The 17,256-nt window shown below is 65.4% G+C and carries 18 protein-coding genes; 9 read left to right on the forward strand and 9 right to left on the reverse strand.

The window, feature by feature from the left end:
* Positions 1-542: 542 nt before the first annotated feature.
* Positions 543-1,793 (reverse strand): MFS transporter, encoded by a 1,251-nt coding sequence (locus BMY06_RS08930; RefSeq protein WP_074982744.1) that lies wholly within the window; start codon positions 1,791-1,793, stop codon positions 543-545.
* 551 nt (positions 1,794-2,344) lie between these two features.
* Between BMY06_RS08930 and BMY06_RS08935 the strand changes: the two genes are divergently transcribed.
* Positions 2,345-3,031 (forward strand): orotate phosphoribosyltransferase, encoded by a 687-nt coding sequence (locus BMY06_RS08935; protein WP_035534075.1) that lies wholly within the window; start codon positions 2,345-2,347, stop codon positions 3,029-3,031.
* Positions 3,032-3,149: 118 nt separating this feature from the next.
* Here BMY06_RS08935 and BMY06_RS08940 read toward each other — a convergent pair whose 3' ends face one another.
* Positions 3,150-3,851 (reverse strand): response regulator, encoded by a 702-nt coding sequence (locus BMY06_RS08940; RefSeq protein ID WP_065061105.1) that lies wholly within the window; start codon positions 3,849-3,851, stop codon positions 3,150-3,152.
* Between the two features lie 307 nt (positions 3,852-4,158).
* Here BMY06_RS08940 and BMY06_RS08945 point away from each other — a divergent pair, with 307 nt between their 5' ends.
* The 3 genes from BMY06_RS08945 (at position 4,159) to argC (ending at position 6,848) form a co-directional block, all read left to right on the forward strand.
* The gene (locus BMY06_RS08945) at positions 4,159-4,773 is read left to right on the forward strand and encodes a YbhB/YbcL family Raf kinase inhibitor-like protein (protein WP_074982984.1); all 615 of its coding nucleotides are present in this window, start codon (positions 4,159-4,161) and stop codon (positions 4,771-4,773) included.
* A 282-nt stretch (positions 4,774-5,055) separates the two neighbouring features.
* A complete protein-coding gene (locus BMY06_RS08950; protein WP_065061107.1) occupies positions 5,056-5,637 on the forward strand; it encodes a flavodoxin family protein in 582 nt (193 codons plus the stop codon).
* Positions 5,638-5,900: 263 nt separating this feature from the next.
* Positions 5,901-6,848, forward strand: a complete 948-nt coding sequence (gene argC / locus BMY06_RS08955; protein WP_065061108.1) for an N-acetyl-gamma-glutamyl-phosphate reductase — start codon at positions 5,901-5,903, stop codon at positions 6,846-6,848.
* Between the two features lie 348 nt (positions 6,849-7,196).
* Here argC and BMY06_RS08960 read toward each other — a convergent pair whose 3' ends face one another.
* Complete coding sequence (locus BMY06_RS08960; RefSeq protein ID WP_074982746.1) at positions 7,197-7,616, reverse strand: response regulator; 420 nt, start codon at positions 7,614-7,616, stop codon at positions 7,197-7,199.
* Between the two features lie 255 nt (positions 7,617-7,871).
* Positions 7,872-8,747: an NAD(P)-dependent oxidoreductase gene (locus BMY06_RS08965; RefSeq protein WP_074982748.1), complete on the reverse strand. Its 876-nt coding sequence runs from the start codon at positions 8,745-8,747 to the stop codon at positions 7,872-7,874.
* An 86-nt stretch (positions 8,748-8,833) separates the two neighbouring features.
* Between BMY06_RS08965 and BMY06_RS08970 the strand changes: the two genes are divergently transcribed.
* Entirely contained in the window at positions 8,834-9,694 is an 861-nt protein-coding gene (locus tag BMY06_RS08970) for a Mut7-C RNAse domain-containing protein (protein ID WP_080180617.1), read from the forward strand.
* Positions 9,695-9,780: 86 nt separating this feature from the next.
* Positions 9,781-10,056: a hypothetical protein gene (locus BMY06_RS08975; RefSeq protein ID WP_065061112.1), complete on the forward strand. Its 276-nt coding sequence runs from the start codon at positions 9,781-9,783 to the stop codon at positions 10,054-10,056.
* Between the two features lie 100 nt (positions 10,057-10,156).
* On the opposite strand, the gene BMY06_RS08980 is transcribed toward BMY06_RS08975, so the two are convergent.
* Positions 10,157-10,378 carry a hypothetical protein gene (locus tag BMY06_RS08980; RefSeq protein WP_065061113.1) on the reverse strand — a complete coding sequence of 74 codons (222 nt, stop codon included), beginning with the start codon at positions 10,376-10,378 and terminating at the stop codon, positions 10,157-10,159.
* Positions 10,379-10,693: 315 nt separating this feature from the next.
* On the opposite strand from BMY06_RS08980, the gene BMY06_RS08985 reads away from it, so the two are divergent.
* On the forward strand, positions 10,694-11,740 hold the full coding sequence (locus tag BMY06_RS08985) for a DMT family transporter (RefSeq protein ID WP_124263372.1): 1,047 nt from the start codon (positions 10,694-10,696) through the stop codon (positions 11,738-11,740).
* Positions 11,741-11,863: 123 nt separating this feature from the next.
* A complete protein-coding gene (locus BMY06_RS08990) occupies positions 11,864-12,766 on the forward strand; it encodes an aspartyl/asparaginyl beta-hydroxylase domain-containing protein (protein ID WP_074982749.1) in 903 nt (300 codons plus the stop codon).
* Between the two features lie 411 nt (positions 12,767-13,177).
* Here the strand turns inward: BMY06_RS08990 and BMY06_RS08995 are convergent, their stop codons facing one another.
* Both BMY06_RS08995 and BMY06_RS09000 read right to left on the reverse strand, forming a co-directional pair.
* Complete coding sequence (locus tag BMY06_RS08995) at positions 13,178-13,705, reverse strand: CinA family protein (RefSeq protein ID WP_074982751.1); 528 nt, start codon at positions 13,703-13,705, stop codon at positions 13,178-13,180.
* A gap of 84 nt (positions 13,706-13,789) precedes the next feature.
* Positions 13,790-14,533 (reverse strand): SIR2 family NAD-dependent protein deacylase, encoded by a 744-nt coding sequence (locus BMY06_RS09000; protein ID WP_124263373.1) that lies wholly within the window; start codon positions 14,531-14,533, stop codon positions 13,790-13,792.
* Between the two features lie 162 nt (positions 14,534-14,695).
* Here BMY06_RS09000 and BMY06_RS09005 point away from each other — a divergent pair, with 162 nt between their 5' ends.
* On the forward strand, positions 14,696-14,989 hold the full coding sequence (locus BMY06_RS09005) for a hypothetical protein (protein ID WP_074982988.1): 294 nt from the start codon (positions 14,696-14,698) through the stop codon (positions 14,987-14,989).
* 33 nt (positions 14,990-15,022) lie between these two features.
* Here the strand turns inward: BMY06_RS09005 and BMY06_RS09010 are convergent, their stop codons facing one another.
* Both BMY06_RS09010 and BMY06_RS39890 read right to left on the reverse strand, forming a co-directional pair.
* Positions 15,023-15,652: a LemA family protein gene (locus BMY06_RS09010; RefSeq protein ID WP_065061116.1), complete on the reverse strand. Its 630-nt coding sequence runs from the start codon at positions 15,650-15,652 to the stop codon at positions 15,023-15,025.
* Positions 15,653-15,730: 78 nt separating this feature from the next.
* Complete coding sequence (locus BMY06_RS39890) at positions 15,731-17,179, reverse strand: TPM domain-containing protein (protein WP_074982752.1); 1,449 nt, start codon at positions 17,177-17,179, stop codon at positions 15,731-15,733.
* Positions 17,180-17,256: the final 77 nt, after the last annotated feature.

Consider the following 17,256-nt stretch of genomic DNA (forward strand, 5'->3'; position numbering starts at 1 on the left):
CTGCCAGGACGTGAGAGACGAAAGGAGTTTTATGGTCGTATGCCGCCGGTCCGCGCGTAGGGATACGTCGGCGTCGAAAGCAGCATCGGCTGACGAAACCACCTGTGAAACAGGCACGCGAGAAATAGCGGGCGATTAGTGTACACCCCGCATCGTTTCAGGCGACTTGGGTCAAAGACTGATACCGGGAATTTGCATAACGCCTGTTAAGCGGCATTTTTGTGGCGGCGGCGCGGCGCGCGCGCGGCGATTGCAGTGCAGCAATCGGCGAATCAAAGACCGATCGGCGGCGAACGGCGACGTTGGCGAACGCGGGGCGCAAAAAGCGTGCGATTGGCGCAGGCCCGCCCGACGCGCAGGCGCCGCGTGTGGCGCAATTGTTGCGGCCACGCGGACGTTTTATTGCGCGACGCGCGGCGCAGCGCGCCTGTTCCGTGCAAACGCGTGCGGCGTTGCGCCGCAGTTTTTGCGCGCCGCGCTTGATGCACGCGCGCTCGATCTGCGCTGTGTTCGCGCGTTCGGTCAGCGTTTCGCGCCCGCGCTCAGTCGAGCGCCGCACCGCGCCGTTCAGGAATCAGAAAGAGCGTGGCGAGGATGTCGAGCACGTAGATCGACGCGAGCATGGCGAGTGCCGTCGAGAACGAATAGCGCGCGGCCACGGCGCCCACCGCGAGCGGCCCGAAGCCGCCCACCGCGCGGCCGATGTTGAACAGCACGTTCTGCGCGGTGGCACGTGCGGCGGTCGGATACAGCTCGGAGATCAGTGCGCCGTAGCCACCGATCATGCCGTTCACGAACACGCCCATTGCCGCGCCGCCGATCAGGAGCGCGAACGGCGTGGAAAGCTGCGCGTAGACGAACACCATCGCGACCGCGCCCGCCTGGTAGAACAGGAACGCCGGACGGCGGCCGAAGCGGTCGGCGGCCACGCCGAACAGCCAGATGCCGAGCGCCATGCCCGCGACGCTCGCCGCGGTCCAGAGCCCCGATTTCGTCAGCGAATAGCCGAACGACTTCGCGAGATACGCGGGCAGCCAGATCATCAGCCCGTAGTAGCCGAAGTTCTGCACCGAGCAGAGCACCGCCACGCCGAGACTCGCGCGCGCCGTGCGGGCGTCGGCGACCAGCAGGCGCAGCGCACGCGGCTTGTGCTGCGGCGCGGCCTGCGCCACGCGCTCGCGGTGCGCGACGAACAGTTCCGGTTCCTCGACGCGTCGGCGCACGAAGAACGACGCCACCGCCGGCAGCAGCCCGACCGCGAACATGCCGCGCCACCCGATCACCGGCAGCAGCCACGGCGTGAGCAGCGCCGCGGCCAGCACGCCGGCCTGCCAGCCGAGCCCGACATACGACGACGCCCGCGCACGCAGCCGCGCCGGCCACGCTTCGGCAACCAGCGCCATGCCGATGCCGAATTCGCCGCCGAGGCCGATGCCCGCGATGGTCCGGTAGACCAGCAGATCGGCGTAACCGCGCGAGAGCGCGCACAGGCCGGTGAAGACGGCGAACAGCAGGATCGTCCAGGTCAGCACGCGCACGCGGCCGAAGCGGTCGGACAGCAGGCCGAACACGATGCCGCCGACCACCGCGCCCACCAGCGTCCACGTGACGAGCGAGCCCGCCTGGGCGCCCGTCAGATGCAGGTCGGCGCTGATGGCGGGCAGCATGAAGCCGAGCATCAGCAGGTCGAAGCCGTCCATCGCGTAGCCCGCCACCGAGGCGATCAGCGCCCGCACGGCGTGGCCGCGCGGGGCTGTGTTCGCCGGGTCGCCCGACGGGTCGGGCGCGTTCACATGCGTGCTCGCGGCGGGCGCAAAGGCGACGTCGGCGGGGGTGGCGTCCGAGTCTTGGGGGGCTTGGGGGTTTGGGGAGACGGAAGCAGAACGTGGATCGGGCTGTGACCCGGAAGGCGAAGCAGGCGACATGGCGGACGAAATCCTGTGCTGGACGGGCGCGGGCGCGCGCGACGCGGCCCCGGCGAAAACCGGCGTGAGTTTACTGGCGTGGGTGCGCGGTCACAACTGCGATCAAAAGCCAGCGCGGTTTGCGCATCCGTACCGACGCGCACCCCGATCGCGCCCCACAAACGGATCCATCACTGTCAGACGCTGTCAGATCGACTCGGTCATACCGACTCGTCGGCGCCCGTCAAGTCGGGTAAAATACCGGCCTACGCGCGCAAGAGAAGCCGTCCGGAGCGAGCGGGCCGTCTGAAGCCAAACCTCAGACGATCGACGCCCTCCAGACCGCGCACCGCAGGTTCCGTGCACACGAACCCGCCGTGCCAGCGCCACCGGGCCGAGCGCCCACCCTCCTCCGCACTCTCACATCCAAGGATTCGCCCATGACAGGCAACGATCGCCAGACGATCTCGGACGCAACCGCGAAAATGCTGCTCGAAGTGAAGGCCGTTCACTTCAACGCGGAAAAGCCCTTCATCTTCACTTCCGGCTGGGCGAGCCCGGTCTACATCGACTGCCGCAAGCTGATCTCGTACCCGCGCGTGCGCCGCGGCCTGATGGAAATGGCCGAAGCGACGATCCTGCGCGACGTCGGCTACGAGCAGATCGACGCCGTCGCCGGTGGCGAAACCGCGGGCATCCCGTTCGCGGCCTGGCTGTCGGACCGCCTGATGGTGCCGATGCAGTACGTGCGCAAGAAGCCGAAGGGTTTCGGCCGTAACGCGCAGATCGAAGGTCTGCTGACCGAAGGCCAGCGCGTGCTGCTGGTCGAAGACCTGACCACGGACAGCCGCAGCAAGATCAACTTCATCAACGCGCTGCGTACCGCGGGCGCGCAGGTGAACCACTGCTTCGTGCTGTTCCACTACAACATCTTCAAGGAAAGCGTCTCGGTCCTGAAGGACATCGACGTCGATCTGCACGCACTTGCCACGTGGTGGGACGTGCTGCGCGTCGCCAAGGAATCGGGCTACTTCGAAACGAAGACGCTCGACGAAGTCGAGAAGTTCCTGCACGCACCGGCCGAATGGTCGGCGGCGCACGGCGGCGCGACGTCGGCACCGCAGTAAATCGCTGCAATAAATCGCTGGATCAGCGCTGATCGCTTCGCGCGATCAGACTAAAAAGGCCATCCGCTTCACGGCGGATGGCCTTTTTTCATGTGCGTCCGATGAGCGGATAACGCGCTCAGGTCGCCCCGCCGCCCGGCACGCTCTCGTCCGGCACGTGCGCCGACAGATTGAGCAGCCCGTTGCTCTGCGCGTACTGAAAGAGTTCGGAGTCGCGGTCGAGTCCGAGCTTGCGCATGGCCGTGTTCTTCTGCGTGCTGATGGTCTTGATGCTGCGATTGAGCTTTTCCGAGATTTCCTTGATCGTCATGCCCGACACGAACAGCCGCACCACCTCGAGCTCGCGCTTGGAGAGGATCACCTCCTCGCTCTTGCCGCCGCTGTTCATCCGCAGCGAATCGAGCGCGATCTTCACTTGCGGGCTCATATATTCGAGATTGCGGTGAACGTGCTGCACGGCGAGGCCGATATGACTGAGGTCGTCGGACTTGTGCACGACGGCGATCACGCCGAGTTCGCCCAGACGCTTGAGCAGCGCGGCGTTCTCGAGCATGGTCAGGACGACGATGGGAATCTGGGGATAGTTGCGGCGCAGATAGCCGATGAGCGGCAGGCCGTCACCGTACTGGCCGCCTGGCATCGCGAGATCGGTCACGAGAACGTCGCAGGGCGTGGTCTGCAGCGCCTTGACCAGTTCGGTGGACTGACGGGCGCGCGCGACGACCTGAATACCGGGAAACTTGAGCAGCGCATGCTCTGCGCCGAACAAGATCACCGGATGATCGTCCGCGACTACAACCCTGATTGGCTGCTGCTGCATCACCCCTCCTGTAGGCAGTCCTGCTTTGTGCTTGACTTCTGATTGCCTGCGCGCCTACGGAACTCCCCGTTCCCGACACTCTCCGACATCCATATCGACTCTTTCCTACAGCCTTGCATTGCGTTGCAGGCCACGCAGAAAAGCTCGCGACTATAGCCGATTTCCTCCTGCGCGAAGTGCTCGCGCAAGCGAAAGACATCGCAGGAATACCGTTATATTGAACGAAATTCGATCTGGCGCACAATTCAAATGCGCACTGTCGGAAATATCTGAGATGCACGCGTTCAACATACAGGAGAACCGGCTCATGCGTAATCGGCGTGTGACTGCTGCGCCCGCATTGACTGCAATCGCGCGCGCTTCCGTGATGGCCGTCAAGGCTGCGCGCGTGGGCGTCGCGCTGCTCTTGATCTGCGCGGGCGCTCGCGTGCAGGCCGCCGAGCACTTCGCCGTGAGCAGTGCGAACTGGCACGACGGCGCTCAGGTGGCCAGCGCGCAAATCTTCAACGAAAGCGGCTGCGAAGGCCGCAACCATTCGCCGCAACTGAGCTGGCGCAATGCGCCTGCCGGCACGCGCAGCTTCGCGGTCACCGTGTTCGATCCCGATGCGCCCGGGCGCGGCTGGTGGCACTGGGCCGTCGCCAACATACCCGCTCGCGTCGCCTCGCTACCCGAGGACGCGAGCGCGTCGGGTGCGCTGAAGAAACTCGGCGCGATCGAGGCGCGCAACGATTTCGGCGGCGACGGCTACGGCGGCCCCTGCCCGCCGCCTGGCAAACCGCATCGCTATGTCGTGACCGTCTACGCACTGCGCGTCGACAAGCTCGCGCTCGCCCCGGGCCGCCCCGGCACGATGTTCGAGCACGAGATCGAAGGCGCGGCGCTCGGCAGCGCAACGATCACCGTCACGTACGGCCGCTGAGGACAGCGAACCTTTGCAAACGTTCGTTGCGCGACGCCGCGCATAACGCGCATAACGCGCATAACCCGCATAACCCGCATTTCGCACGTTTCAGACACGCCGGTCATGACGCGACGCATGACACGCCGATTACGTCGCACGCCGAAAAACTCTCCTACCGCCCGCTACGCGCCGCGGCGCGCGACAGCGCCGCGGAACTGGTTACCATGATGCGACGCCGCACGCGCGTGCGGCCCGTCCTGATCTGCCGTTCTCCGTCGTTCAACTTCACTGGAGCCAGTCATGTCCCGGATCGTCATTGCGTATCACAGCGGCTACGGCCACACGAAGAAACTCGCCGAAGCCGTGCACGCGGGCGTACAAGGCGCGGGCGCGCACGCGACGCTCATTGCCGTCGCCGACATCGACGATGCGGGCTGGGCCGAGCTCGACGCCGCCGACGCCATCATCTTCGGCGCGCCGACCTACATGGGCGGACCGTCCGCCGACTTCAAGAAGTTCGCCGACGCCAGCTCGAAAGCCTGGTTCACGCAGAAGTGGAAGGACAAGGTCGCGGCGGGTTTCACCAACTCGGCGACGATGAACGGCGACAAGTTCTCGACCATTCAGTACTTCGTAACGCTGTCGATGCAGCACGGCATGATCTGGACCGGCACCGGCATGCTGCCCGCCAACACGAAAGCGGCCACGCGCGACGATCTGAATTTCGTCGGCGGCTTCACCGGCCTGCTCGCGCAATCGCCCGCCGACGCCTCGCCCGACGAAGCGCCGCCTTCGGGCGATCTCGAAACCGCGAAAGCCTTCGGCACGCGCGTCGCCGCGGTAACGGAGCGCTGGCTCGCGGGGCGCGCGGCGTCAGCCTGAAGTCCCCTCCGCGCCCGATCCCGTCGCGATTGGCGGCGGTTCGGCATGCGAACGTCTGACAGACGTTCGCGCCCCCTGACCGCGAATTGCCCTACTCGCTAAGCCAGATCCTCGGGTAAAGCCTGATTTTTTTCGGCCCGGCGTCACACGTGCGGCGGCATACGGTCTTAAAATACCGTTCCCGCGCCCCATCGGTGAGCGCGCAGCGACTCGCGCTGCGCGGCAGGCGGCGCCCGCAATCCCCGCGTTTCAGAGAGAGCGAGATGAGCACGAAAGTTTTTGTCGACGGACAGGAAGGCACGACCGGCCTGAAGATTTTCGAATACCTGTCGCAGCGCGCCGACGTCGAGATCCTGCGGATCGACGAGGCCAAGCGGAAGGACGTCGAGGAACGCCGTCGTCTCATCAACGCATCGGATGTGACCTTCCTGTGCCTGCCGGACGTGGCCTCGCGCGAATCGGCTTCGCTGGTCGAGAACGACCGCACGGTGCTGATCGACGCGAGCACGGCCTTCCGCACCCACGCCGACTGGGCTTACGGCCTGCCTGAACTGACCCGCGCGCAGCGCGAGAAAGTGCGCGCGTCGAAGCGCATCGCGGTCCCCGGCTGCCACGCTTCGGCATTCGTGCTGGCGATGCGCCCGCTCGTCGAGGCCGGTCTGGTCGCGCCCGGTTTCGCGGCGCACAGCTACTCGCTGACCGGCTACAGCGGCGGCGGCAAGAAGATGATTGCGGAGTACGAAGCAGGCGGCAATCCGAAGCTGATGAGCCCGCGCCCGTACGCGCTCGGCCTCACGCACAAGCATCTGCCGGAAATGGCGTTCCACGGCGGCCTCGAGCAGCCGCCCGTGTTCACGCCGATCGTCGGCCCGTTCTACAAGGGCCTCGCGGTCACGACCTATTTTTCGCCGAAGCAGCTCACGCGCCGCGCCGCGCCGCAAGACGTGCTCGCGCTGTACAGCGAGTACTACGCGGGCGAGCGCTTCGTGCGCGTGATGCCGTTCAACGCCGATGAGAATCTCGACAGCGGCATGTTCGACGTGCAGGCGAACAACGACAGCAATCGCGTCGACCTGTTCGTGTTCGGCAACGACGAGCAGTTCGTCACGGTCGCGCGCCTCGACAATCTGGGCAAGGGCGCCTCGGGCGCGGCGATCCAGTGTATGAACCTCGCGATCGGCGCGGCCGAAGACAGCGGCCTGAACGCATAAGGCCCCGGCAGCGCGGTTTTCGCGTCGCCAACAAAAAACCGGCTTCTCGGAGCCGGTTTTTTTACGTCCGCGCTTGGTCGACGCTTGAGTCCGCGAGTCGTGCGCAAGGCCGTGTGCAAAGTGCACAGGCGAAAAAAAGCCCGCCATGTTTGGCGGGCTGAATCCATATCAGAGGAGACATGGAGGAGACAAAGCGAAGTATATCGAACTACTTGGTGCGACGCAACATGTAAAGTAGTGTGGACCCTGAACGTTGCAATTTAGCAACAGAATACGCGTCCTGAATTACCCGCAGATGATCTGGATATCGGGGCAAATCGATGGATGAGTGCGTGCGCCAACGCCGGCTTATCCGCCGATCATCGAGAGGATGAAAGTGAGCTGATCGAGCCCGACCGGACGCACGAGGTGGACATCGAAACCGGCCGCGAGCGCCTCGTCGCGATGCTGAGACTCGCCCCAGCCGCTCAGCGCGATCAGCAGCGGCAAGCGCGCTGGCGCCGCTTGTGCGCCGGGCGCGCCAGGCATGGCGGGCGCGACGCGAGTGACGCACGCCTCGCGCAGCCGCTGCACCAGCACGGCGAAATCGTCGCCATCGGCCAGCGACAGCGCGACGATCGCCACGTCGGGCGCGAAACGCGACGCCGCCTCGACCGCGTCGTCCAGCGTGCGGGCCAGCGCCGTCGCGTACTGGAGGTCGGCCAGCAAGGTGCCGAGTCCTGCCAGCGACTTTTCGTCGTTATCGGCGATCAGAATGCGCGCTTCCATCCACCCTCTCCCGCGCCATTTCTCTCGCCTTCTCCCGGACCGCTCGTTTGCATCGACCTCGCCCCGATGGTGTGGTGAGCGCGGCGCGCAATCGCAAGTGCACGGAATGCACCGGATGCCGCCGCGTTCTGTCCCACATTCTGCATATGCGCCCGGATGGGCTTTGTGCGTCAGCGCGCGGTCGTCTGATGATTTTGACCTGCGCGGCGCGTCGTCGGCTCCCGTGCTTGCGCCCCGAATGGTGCTGCGTGGCGCTCAGTCGCCCCGCCCCGCGCGCCGCGCCGACACCTTGCCGAGCACGGCGAAATCGCGCTCGCCGTCGCCGTGCGCGATCGCTTCGAGCAGACTGTCGCGCACCACGCTCGCAACCGGCAGCGGCGTCGATACCGCGTCGGCGGCCGCGAGCGCGAGGCGCACATCCTTGAGCCCGAGGCGCGCCTTGAAGAGCGCGGGCTCGTAGCGGCCCTCGGCAATCATGCCGCCGTAGCCCGCGTAGACCGGTCCCGGAAACGGCCCGCTCGTGACGACGTCGAGAAAATCGCGCATCGCGACGCCGTGTCCGCCCAGCAGCGCCGCCGCCTCGCCGAGTGTTTCCACGGCCGCGGCCAGCATGAAGTTCGCCGCCAGTTTCATCACGTTGGCCTGCGGCGCCAGCGCGCCGATGCGCCAGGTTTTCTGGCCGATGGCGTCGAACAGCGGCTGCGCGCGGTCGATGGCCTCGGCCGCGCCCGCCGCGATGATCGTCAGCTTCGCCGCCGCCGCCGCGTCGGGCCGCCCGAGCACCGGCGCCGCCACGTAGTGCAGGCCGCGCTCGGCATGCTCGCGCGCGAGCGTTTCGGCGAGCGCGACCGAAATCGTCGCCATGTTCACGTGCACGAGGCCGCGCGCGGCGCCGGCGAGCAGCGCGGCATTGATCACGTCGCGCGTGGCCGCGTCGTCGGCGAGCATCGAGAGCACGGCGTCGCCCGCGAAAGCCTCGGCCGGCGTGGCGACCACGCGCGCGCCCGCCGCGGCCAGCGCGTCGGCCTTCGCCGCCGTGCGGTTCCAGACCCGCACCGTGTGTCCCGCCTTCAGCAGGTTGGCGACCATTGCGCCGCCCATTTCGCCGAGGCCGATAAAGCCGATGTCCATCTCATGCTCCTTGTAGTGGGAACCGGCAGTAGAGCACAGCGCGACGGCATCTGCAGCGCGCCGGGAGCAGTGCCATACTGGCCGGCATGACCACCGCCGTCACCGCCACCTTCCGCTTTTACGAGGAGCTGAACGACTTCCTCGCGAAACCGCTGCGCCGGCGCGACTTCCGCTGCGCGTGCGCGCGCGACGCCACGGCCAAGCACATGATCGAAGCGCTAGGCGTGCCGCATACGGAAGTCGAACTGATCCTCGTGAACGGCGAATCGGTGGGTTTCGAGCATCCGCTCGCGGACGGCGACCGCGTGGCCGTCTATCCGAAATTCGAGGCGCTCGACATCCGGCCGCTGCTGCGGGTGCGCGCGGAACCGCTGCGCGAGCCGCGCTTCATCGCCGATGCGCATCTGGGCGGCCTCGCGCAACTGCTGCGGCTCGCGGGCTTCGACACGCTCTACGACAACCATTTCGCCGACAACGCCATCGAACAACTGGCCGGCGCCGAGCATCGCATCGTCCTCACGCGCGACCGCGAACTGCTCAAGCGGCGCGGCATCACGCACGGCTGCTACGTGCGCGCGCTCAAGCCGCGTGCGCAACTCGACGAGATCGTCGAGCGCCTCGATCTGGCCGCGAGCGCGCGGCCGTTTCGCCTGTGCCTGATGTGCAACGCGCCGCTGCGGCGCATCGCGCGCGACGAAGTGAGCGCGCGCGTGCCGCCGGGCGTGTTCGAGCGCCACACGCGTTTCGTGACCTGCGACGTCTGCGAGCGCGTATTCTGGGAAGGTTCGCACTGGCGCCGCATGCGCACGCTGATCGACGATGTGACGGGCCGGCCGCCCGCGAAACCGCCCGCGAAACCGCCCGCGCCACCGCCCTCGCCCACGGACGCCGCCGCCACGCAAGCGCCGCTCACCAATGCCGACGGCGACATCGCCTCGCCTGGCTGAGTTGGCGCCCCGCCCGCTCGCCGCGATGGACGCGCGCCCGGGTTTGCGTACAATGCGCGCCACCGCCCAACTCCGGAGCCGCACACATGGCCATGAAGAAGTTCGACCTTGAGAAAAACAAGGCGCTGAAATTGATGCAAAGCACCCACAAGGCCAGCCCCGACCGCTTCGGCAAGGGCTCGTCCGACGCCCCGCTCGACCGTCGCGAGCAGCGCAAGCTCGATCAGGCTGCGGGCCTCGTGCCGTTCGCCTGCAAGCTGAACGCCGATCTCGTCGCGAAGCTCAAAACGCGCGCCGAGACGCATCCCGAAGGCATGACCGGTCTGCTGACCGAACTGCTCGAAGCCGCGCTCGCGAAGTAAGCACCGCCAGGCGCAAAAAAGGGACAAAAAAGCCAGAGCATTGCTCTGGCTTTTTTCTTTGCAGCAAGGACTGCGTCACGCGGACGAGCCGCGCAGCCGCTTAGTTCTGCGTGCCCTTGTCGCTCGTGCCGGCAGCCGAAGCCGCTTCCTCGACCTTGGCGCGCTTGCCGTGGTGCTTGAGCTTCTTGTGCTGCTTCTTGGCCTTGGCCGGTGCGCTGGCTGCCGGAGCGGCCGCGGCGGGCGCCGAAGCTTCCTGGGCGATTGCCTGAACCGAAATCAGTGCGACGGATGCTGCGATAAGCGAGGCGAGAATCTTTTTCATCTGATGTTCCCCAAACCTGACAAATATGACCGGCACGTTGTAAATGGGTACGGCATGAAGGCGATTCGCTCCGCTGGCCGATCTGGGCGGGCGTTTCGCGCGAAGCAGTATTACGCAGCGTAGGCGGTTTGTCATCCGCAAACGGGGCGGTGTATTTTCGGGGAGACAACTCGCTTTCAATTCGGATACGATCGGGATTTCGCACGTCCGTTTCATTGTGCTTTCCCGGGTTTTCCTGGCCGCGCCTGCCTGCGCGCGTGCTGTCGCCTGGGCATGCCTCGCCGTGCCTCGCATCGCCCGAACCGAGATTTCCGCTTGAACTCCGCCTCCCGCCAACACCTGCGCGCCAATCTGCTGATGCTGGCCGCCGCCATGATCTGGGGCTCCGCCTTCGTCGCCCAGCGACTGAGCCTCGACGCCATCGGTCCGTTTCTTTTCACCGGCATCCGCTTTTTGCTCGGTGCGCTGGTCGTCTCGGTGTTTGTGTTCGCGCTGCGGCGCGGGCGGCGTTCCGGCAGCGATCACAACGATCAGCGCGACGATGCCAGCGCCGCGGCTTTCATCGCTCGACGCCCGCTCTTCGACGCCGCCTTGCTGCGCGACGGCGCGATCCTCGGCCTCGTGCTCGCCGTGGCGATCTCCCTGCAGCAGATCGGCCTGCGCTACACGAAGATCGCCAACGCGGGTTTCATCAGCTCGCTTTACGTCGTGATCGTGCCGATGCTCGGCGTCCTGCTGCGCCATCACACCGGTCCGGGCACGTGGATCGGTGCGGCGCTCGCCGCCGTCGGGCTCTATCTGCTCAGCATCAACGAGCATTTCTCGATCATGTATGGCGACTGGTATCAGCTCGGCTGCGCGCTCGTGATCAGCATTCAGGTGATGCTCGTGAGCCATTACGCGCCGCGTCACGATCCGCTCGCGCTCTCGATTGCCCAGTTCGTGGCGTGCGGGCTCGTGTGCCTCGCGATCGGTCTCGCCGTCGAACCGCTGCGCCTCGCCGATCTCCTGCGCGCCGCGCCCGCGATTCTGTATGGCGGCGCGCTGTCCGTGGGCGTGGGCTACACCATCCAGGTGGTCGCGCAACGCGACGCCACGCCCGCGCACGCAGCCGTGATCTTCAGCATGGAAGGCGTGTTCGCCGCGCTCGCCGGCTGGGCCGCGCTCGGAGAAACGCTCAGCACGCGCGCGCTCATGGGCTGCGCGCTGATGCTCGCCGGTCTGCTCGCCTGCCAGTTATTACCTGCTGCGCGTAAAAACACTTTATCGGCTTCGGCAATAAAAGACGCGAATAGGCCAGTCGATAATCCCATCGATATTCCCGCTCATACACGGGAAACGCGCCACGCAGAATCGGCCTGAATACGCGGCACGCATTACGCCGCGTTAGCGTCACGCTTTCAAGCGCCTTGCCCGCTTGCCAGCGTATTTTAGTAACAACTCGTAAAATTATTTAAGCGTAATTTTAACTACGGGTTGATTGCAATGCGTTGGGCTGTTCTCTTTCTGTTTCTGCTGTGCGCCATCTATACGCACTGGCGCGGCAAGGCGCGCCACGGCAGTTTCTTTCGCCAGCTCGGCGACCATTCCACGTTCATGGCGCCGCTCAATGGTTTCGCGTACTTTTTCTCGAAAGTGCCGAATACGCCTTATATCGAGCCGACGCATTTTCCCGAACTTGCGTTGCTCAAATCGGAATGGCGGACGTTTCGCGCCGAAGCGCTCGCGCTTCAGGAAGCAAGCCGCATTTCCGCTTCGGACAAATACAACGACATTGGCTTTAATTCGTTTTTCCGCACCGGCTGGAAACGCTTTTATCTGAAGTGGTATGACCGGCCGCATCCGTCGGCGGCGCAATTATGTCCGCGCACGATCGAGATCCTGCAGCGGATTCCGTCCGTGAAGGCCGCGATGTTCGCGATGCTGCCCGCCAATGGCTCGCTCAATCCGCATCGCGATCCGTTTGCCGGGTCGCTGCGTTATCACCTCGGTCTGATCACGCCGAACGACGACCGTTGCGCGATCGTCGTCGACGGCATGCCTTATTCCTGGCGCGACGGCCAGGACGTGGTGTTCGACGAGACCTATCTGCATCACGCGCACAACACGACGCAGCACGACCGCATCATTCTGTTCTGCGATATCGAGCGGCCGATGAAGTATCGCTGGGCGCAATCGTTGATGAGCACCGTGGGCGGCGTTCTGATGCGCGCCGCCGCTTCGCCGAATGAAACCGGCGATCGCACCGGCGGACTCAATCGCGCATTCCGCTACGTGTATTCGGTGCGGCTTGCGGGCAAGCGTCTCAAGGCATGGAATCGCACCGTGTATTACGTGGTGAAGTGGGCGCTCTTTGGCGGCATCGCGCTGGCGATTTTCTGGCACTGAACGCACGCGCTCGAACACATGGCGCTGCCTGCGGGCAGCGCTTTTTTTATCCACGCGATTCACGCGGGGTTTCACAAGCTATCCACAACGCGTTCACGCTGGCGCAGAGTTATCCACGCCAGGCTCTGGACAAACTGGGGACGACCTGGCGAATCGTCTGTGGATCGATTCTTGATAACTTCGCTTGAGCGATCCAGGCTGAAAAAGTTATCCGCACGGTTCGGCAGGCATCCATCGATTGTCCGCATAGCTGTCCGTCTTGCATCGGATTGAACGCAAAAAGAAATACCGCGTTATCCACAGGAAATGCCAGGGCTTGTTAACTGTTACTACGTATACATATATTTATTGATATCCCTAAGAGGATAAAGCGCCGCCAGGCTGCGAATCGCGCGACGCACGCTTGCCGCTTCAACGCGCAAGGTTCAACGAATCGACAAAACGCGGGAGCCCGAGCAACGCGCGTCGCGCAATCGAGCGCTTGACCTCCGCACCGCGTCCCGCGAACAACACCGTCTCGCTCGCGCTCGACACACCGTCGCGATGCCTGCACGCCCACGCCAAACCGTGCGCCGCCGCCGCGCGCCCGTCCTGATCCGCGCTGAGCCAGCCCACGCTCGCGAACGCGACGCTCGCAACGCCCTCCACACCGCCCGCCCGCGCACCGAGCAGCGCTTCGGCCAACGCACGCGCGAGCGCCGCGTTCTGCGCCGTATCGCCCGGTTGCGCTTCTGCCTGGCTTGCCGAGACCGCTGCGATGCCCGGCAACCGCACCAGCGCGGCACGCGTGTGCGCGACGAGCGTGACGTCGAGACACGTCTCGGCGTCGGGCTGATCGGCGAGCATCGTCGCGATATGGCCGGCCGTGCAGGTTTCGAGACTCGCGAGCACGAGTCCGCGCGACTTCAGATAGCCGACGATCTGCTTCGAAATGTTCATGATCCGATTCCGCAATAAAAAAGGCGTGCGGCCAGAAAGCCCGCACGCCCGATGGCGTATGACACGCGACGCAACGTGCGTGCGTCAGCCGCCGTTCATCATGCGCGCGATGGTGTCGTGGAGATTGCGCAGGCCCACGGTCGCAGGCTCGCTTTCGACGACGCCGAAAAACTCCGTGCGCCGCGGCGAAGGATCGACGAGAAAATTGCGTGCGTGCTGACCGTAGCGCGCAGGCGGCAGCAGACGCTCGGGCGGAATCACCTCGAACGCGGTGCCGATGGCGATGAACAGATCGTCGTCGTTCATCGACTGCTGGATGAGCCACAGCGTTTCGTACTCGGGCGCGGCTTCGTTGAAGAACACCACGCCGGGCTTCACGCCTTCGACTTCGCCGCACGACGGGCACGCCGCGCCCGCGTCGAGGCTCGCGCCGCGCGCCGGGAAGCGATAGTCGCAGTCGGTGCAGAGCAGCGAGATCATGTCGCCGTGCAGATGCGTGACGTGGCGCGCGCCCGCCTGCTCGAGCAGCCCGTCGATGTTCTGCGTGACGAGATGGACGCGCTCGGTGCCCCACGTCTGCTGCCACTGCGCGAGCAGCGTGTGCGCCTCGTTGGGACGCGCGTCCGCGCATTCGGCGATGCGCTGGTTGTAGAAGCGGAACACCGCCGCGCGATTGCGCCGCCACGTGAGGTAGTTGCAGACTTCGTCGATGCTGTGGCGCGTCCAGATGCCGTCGCCGGTGCGGAAGGTGGAGATGCCGCTTTCCGCCGACAGTCCCGCGCCGGAAAACACGAACAGGCGCGGCAGGGATGATTGCAATTCGGGCACGTACGCCTCCTTGACTCGATGGCCGCCATTATGGCGCACGCTTTACAGACAGTTACAGCAGAGACCGCCGCGTTTCACCCTTGAATGATTTCACTTTCTAGTATCGCGCCATCACGGACGCATTGCGCGTCCGATTCCTACTAGACGATGGACAAATACACCATGAAACGCGCACTGATTCTGACCGCATTGGGGTTGAGCCTCGCCGCCGCATCGGGCGCGGCGGCGGCGCATACCGATTTCAACGTGATGCTGGGCGTGCCGGTCGCGCCGGTCTACGTCGCGCCGCCGCCTCCGCCGCCGGTGGTCTACCAGGAAGCGCCCGTTGCGTACGCGGCGCCCGCGTATGGCTATGGTTATCGCGACGACGGTTGGGATCGCGACGACGATCGCCGCTGGCACGATCACGGCCGTCATCGCGGCTGGGACAAGCACCACCGCGACGACGACGAGTAATGCGCGATTGACAGGCGATGGCTACGCCGCGGCTTATTGCGCGGCGCTTTGTGACGCCGCCCGGAGCGCGCCGGGCGACGAGAAATCGAGTTTCGGCGCGCTGGAAATCGCGGCCTCGTTCGCCACGCCGAAGTTCGGCCGCGGTTGATAGCCGAGCGTGCGCGCCACGATCACGCCGGGAAACTGGCGAATCTGCACGTTGTACTGCTGCACCGCGTGGATATAGCGTCCGCGCGCCACGGTAATGCGGTTCTCCGTGCCTTCCAGCTGCACCTGCAGATCCTGGAACAGCTTGTCCGCCTTGAGTTGCGGATAGTTCTCCGACACGACCATCAAGCGGCTCAGCGCATTGGTCAGGTCGCCCTGACGCGCATCGAACGCCGCGAGCGCATTCGGGTCCTTCGCCATCTCCGGCGTCATTTGCACGCTGCCGACGCTCGCGCGCGCCTGCGCGACCTGCGTCAGCACAGCCTGTTCGTGTGCGGCGTAGCCCTTCACGGCGGCGGCGAGGTTCGGCACCAGATCGGCGCGGCGCTGATACTGGTTCAATACTTCCGACCAGGCCGCGTTGACGTCTTCGTCCGACGACTGGATCGCGTTATAGCCGCAGCCCGCGAGCGGTGCGAGGATCAGACAAGCCAGCAGAATGCGCAGCCACTTCATGAGTTCGATTCCTGTCGAGAGCCCGTTGCGGGCGAGTTGAGAAAAATTCGCTTGTGCGTGTGCGTGGGAGCGCGCGTTTCACCAGTTGCCCGATGCGCCGCCGCCGCCGCTCGAACCGCCGCCACCGCCCCAGCCGGAATCGTCGTCCGAGGAGCGGGAGCTTCTGCTGAACCACGAGCCCGACGATGACGACGACGAGTTCGACGACAGATCGATGCCCATGATCTTCGCGACGATCCAGCCGATCACGACGAACCCCGCCAGCACGACGAACGCCGCGATGCCGAGCGCGTCGGCAAAACCGACACCGGTGGCGCACACGAAGCCCGTCACCAGCGCGTAGATGCCCCCACCGATCGCCGTCCATTTGCGCACGCCTGCCCAGCTGTACAGTGCCATACCGAGCGCACACGGCAGGAAGCCGACGAATGCGCCGCCGAGCAGCACCGTGACGAGATCGTCGGGGCCGGGCGGCAGCCAGACGATCAGCAGCAGTATCGTGGCGACCAGTCCGGTGACGAGCGGCCAGACTGGGAAGCCGAGGTCGAACTCGCGTCGCCGTCGGCGTGGTGGCCTGCCGTTGCCTGTCTCGTTAGCTATGTTGTTAGTTGCGTTTTTATCGGATTGATCGTTGCCCGCGCGCTCGGCTGCCGTTGCATCGGCTTCGGCCTTCGCCCGCGCTCGCCGGTTGGTGTCGATGCGACTGCCGATCACGCCCAGCAGCAGATTCACGAAAGCCAGTCCGAGCCAGAGAAGCGGCCCGTCATAGCGGGTAGGCGGAGCGAGCATGGGCGGCGTGCGCATCGATGCGGCGGAGGCGGAATCGGCGGTATTGGCGGTATTGGCGTCCGGACTCGCCGCGCTTTCATCCGCCGTCGCATCGGGCGTGGACGCGCCTGTCTGTTCGGGGTCCGTCAAGCGTTGCGTCAGCGAATCGACGGCCGCGCTGATGCCCGCTTCGATGTTGTTCTCGCGGAACGCCGGCACGATGCGTTCGCGAATGATGCGCCCCGCGATCACGTCGGGGATCGTGCCTTCGAGCCCGTAGCCCACCTCGATGCGCACATGGTGATCGTGCAGCGCGGCCACGAGCAGGATGCCATTGTCGGTCTTCTTCTGGCCGAGCTTCCATTGCTCGAAGATCTGCGTCGCGTACTGTTCGATGCTCACGTCGCCGGTGCTGGGCACGAGAAGCACGGCGAGCTGGTCGCCGGTCTGCTGTTCGAGCGCGGCGAGGCGGCGCGTCAGATCGGCTTTGCAAACGCTTGAGAGCGCGCCAGTGAGGTCGGTGACGCGTCCCTTGGGGTGCGGGAGCGAATCGGCGCTGAGGACCGTAGCGGCGAGCGGCGCCGTGTCGGCTTGCGTGCAGGCGTCAGCGTTTGCCTCGCTGTTCGCGACGACGCTTGCGGCGTCGCCGGATGCCGCACCGTTGTCGACGGCACTGCCCGCTCCATTGGCGCCATCGTTGACGCCCGCATGCGCCGCCACGCAGATCAGCAGCGCCGCCAGCCATCCCAGTCGAATCATTCCGCTTTGTCCTCGTCATCGCACGCTTCCCTATCTGTCAGAGGAAAGCGATTTGGCGCCAGTCTGCACCAAACCGG

Origin of the sequence: Paraburkholderia tropica, from assembly GCF_900109265.1 — a bacterium.
In the GTDB taxonomy this organism is placed as follows: domain Bacteria; phylum Pseudomonadota; class Gammaproteobacteria; order Burkholderiales; family Burkholderiaceae; genus Paraburkholderia; species Paraburkholderia tropica.

Excerpts from the sequence above, each read along its gene's own strand:
- BMY06_RS08935 (WP_035534075.1), top strand. The coding sequence starts at position 2,345 with ATGACAGGCAACGATCGCCAGACGATCTCGGACGCAACCGCGAAAATG.
- BMY06_RS08940 (WP_065061105.1), bottom strand. The coding sequence starts at position 3,851 with ATGCAGCAGCAGCCAATCAGGGTTGTAGTCGCGGACGATCATCCGGTG.
- BMY06_RS08945 (WP_074982984.1), top strand. The coding sequence starts at position 4,159 with ATGCGTAATCGGCGTGTGACTGCTGCGCCCGCATTGACTGCAATCGCG.
- BMY06_RS08950 (WP_065061107.1), top strand. The coding sequence starts at position 5,056 with ATGTCCCGGATCGTCATTGCGTATCACAGCGGCTACGGCCACACGAAG.
- argC (WP_065061108.1), top strand. The coding sequence starts at position 5,901 with ATGAGCACGAAAGTTTTTGTCGACGGACAGGAAGGCACGACCGGCCTG.
- BMY06_RS08960 (WP_074982746.1), bottom strand. The coding sequence starts at position 7,616 with ATGGAAGCGCGCATTCTGATCGCCGATAACGACGAAAAGTCGCTGGCA.
- BMY06_RS08965 (WP_074982748.1), bottom strand. The coding sequence starts at position 8,747 with ATGGACATCGGCTTTATCGGCCTCGGCGAAATGGGCGGCGCAATGGTC.
- BMY06_RS08970 (WP_080180617.1), top strand. The coding sequence starts at position 8,834 with ATGACCACCGCCGTCACCGCCACCTTCCGCTTTTACGAGGAGCTGAAC.
- BMY06_RS08975 (WP_065061112.1), top strand. The coding sequence starts at position 9,781 with ATGGCCATGAAGAAGTTCGACCTTGAGAAAAACAAGGCGCTGAAATTG.
- BMY06_RS08980 (WP_065061113.1), bottom strand. The coding sequence starts at position 10,378 with ATGAAAAAGATTCTCGCCTCGCTTATCGCAGCATCCGTCGCACTGATT.
- BMY06_RS08990 (WP_074982749.1), top strand. The coding sequence starts at position 11,864 with ATGCGTTGGGCTGTTCTCTTTCTGTTTCTGCTGTGCGCCATCTATACG.
- BMY06_RS08995 (WP_074982751.1), bottom strand. The coding sequence starts at position 13,705 with ATGAACATTTCGAAGCAGATCGTCGGCTATCTGAAGTCGCGCGGACTC.
- BMY06_RS09005 (WP_074982988.1), top strand. The coding sequence starts at position 14,696 with ATGAAACGCGCACTGATTCTGACCGCATTGGGGTTGAGCCTCGCCGCC.
- BMY06_RS09010 (WP_065061116.1), bottom strand. The coding sequence starts at position 15,652 with ATGAAGTGGCTGCGCATTCTGCTGGCTTGTCTGATCCTCGCACCGCTC.
- BMY06_RS39890 (WP_074982752.1), bottom strand. The coding sequence starts at position 17,179 with ATGATTCGACTGGGATGGCTGGCGGCGCTGCTGATCTGCGTGGCGGCG.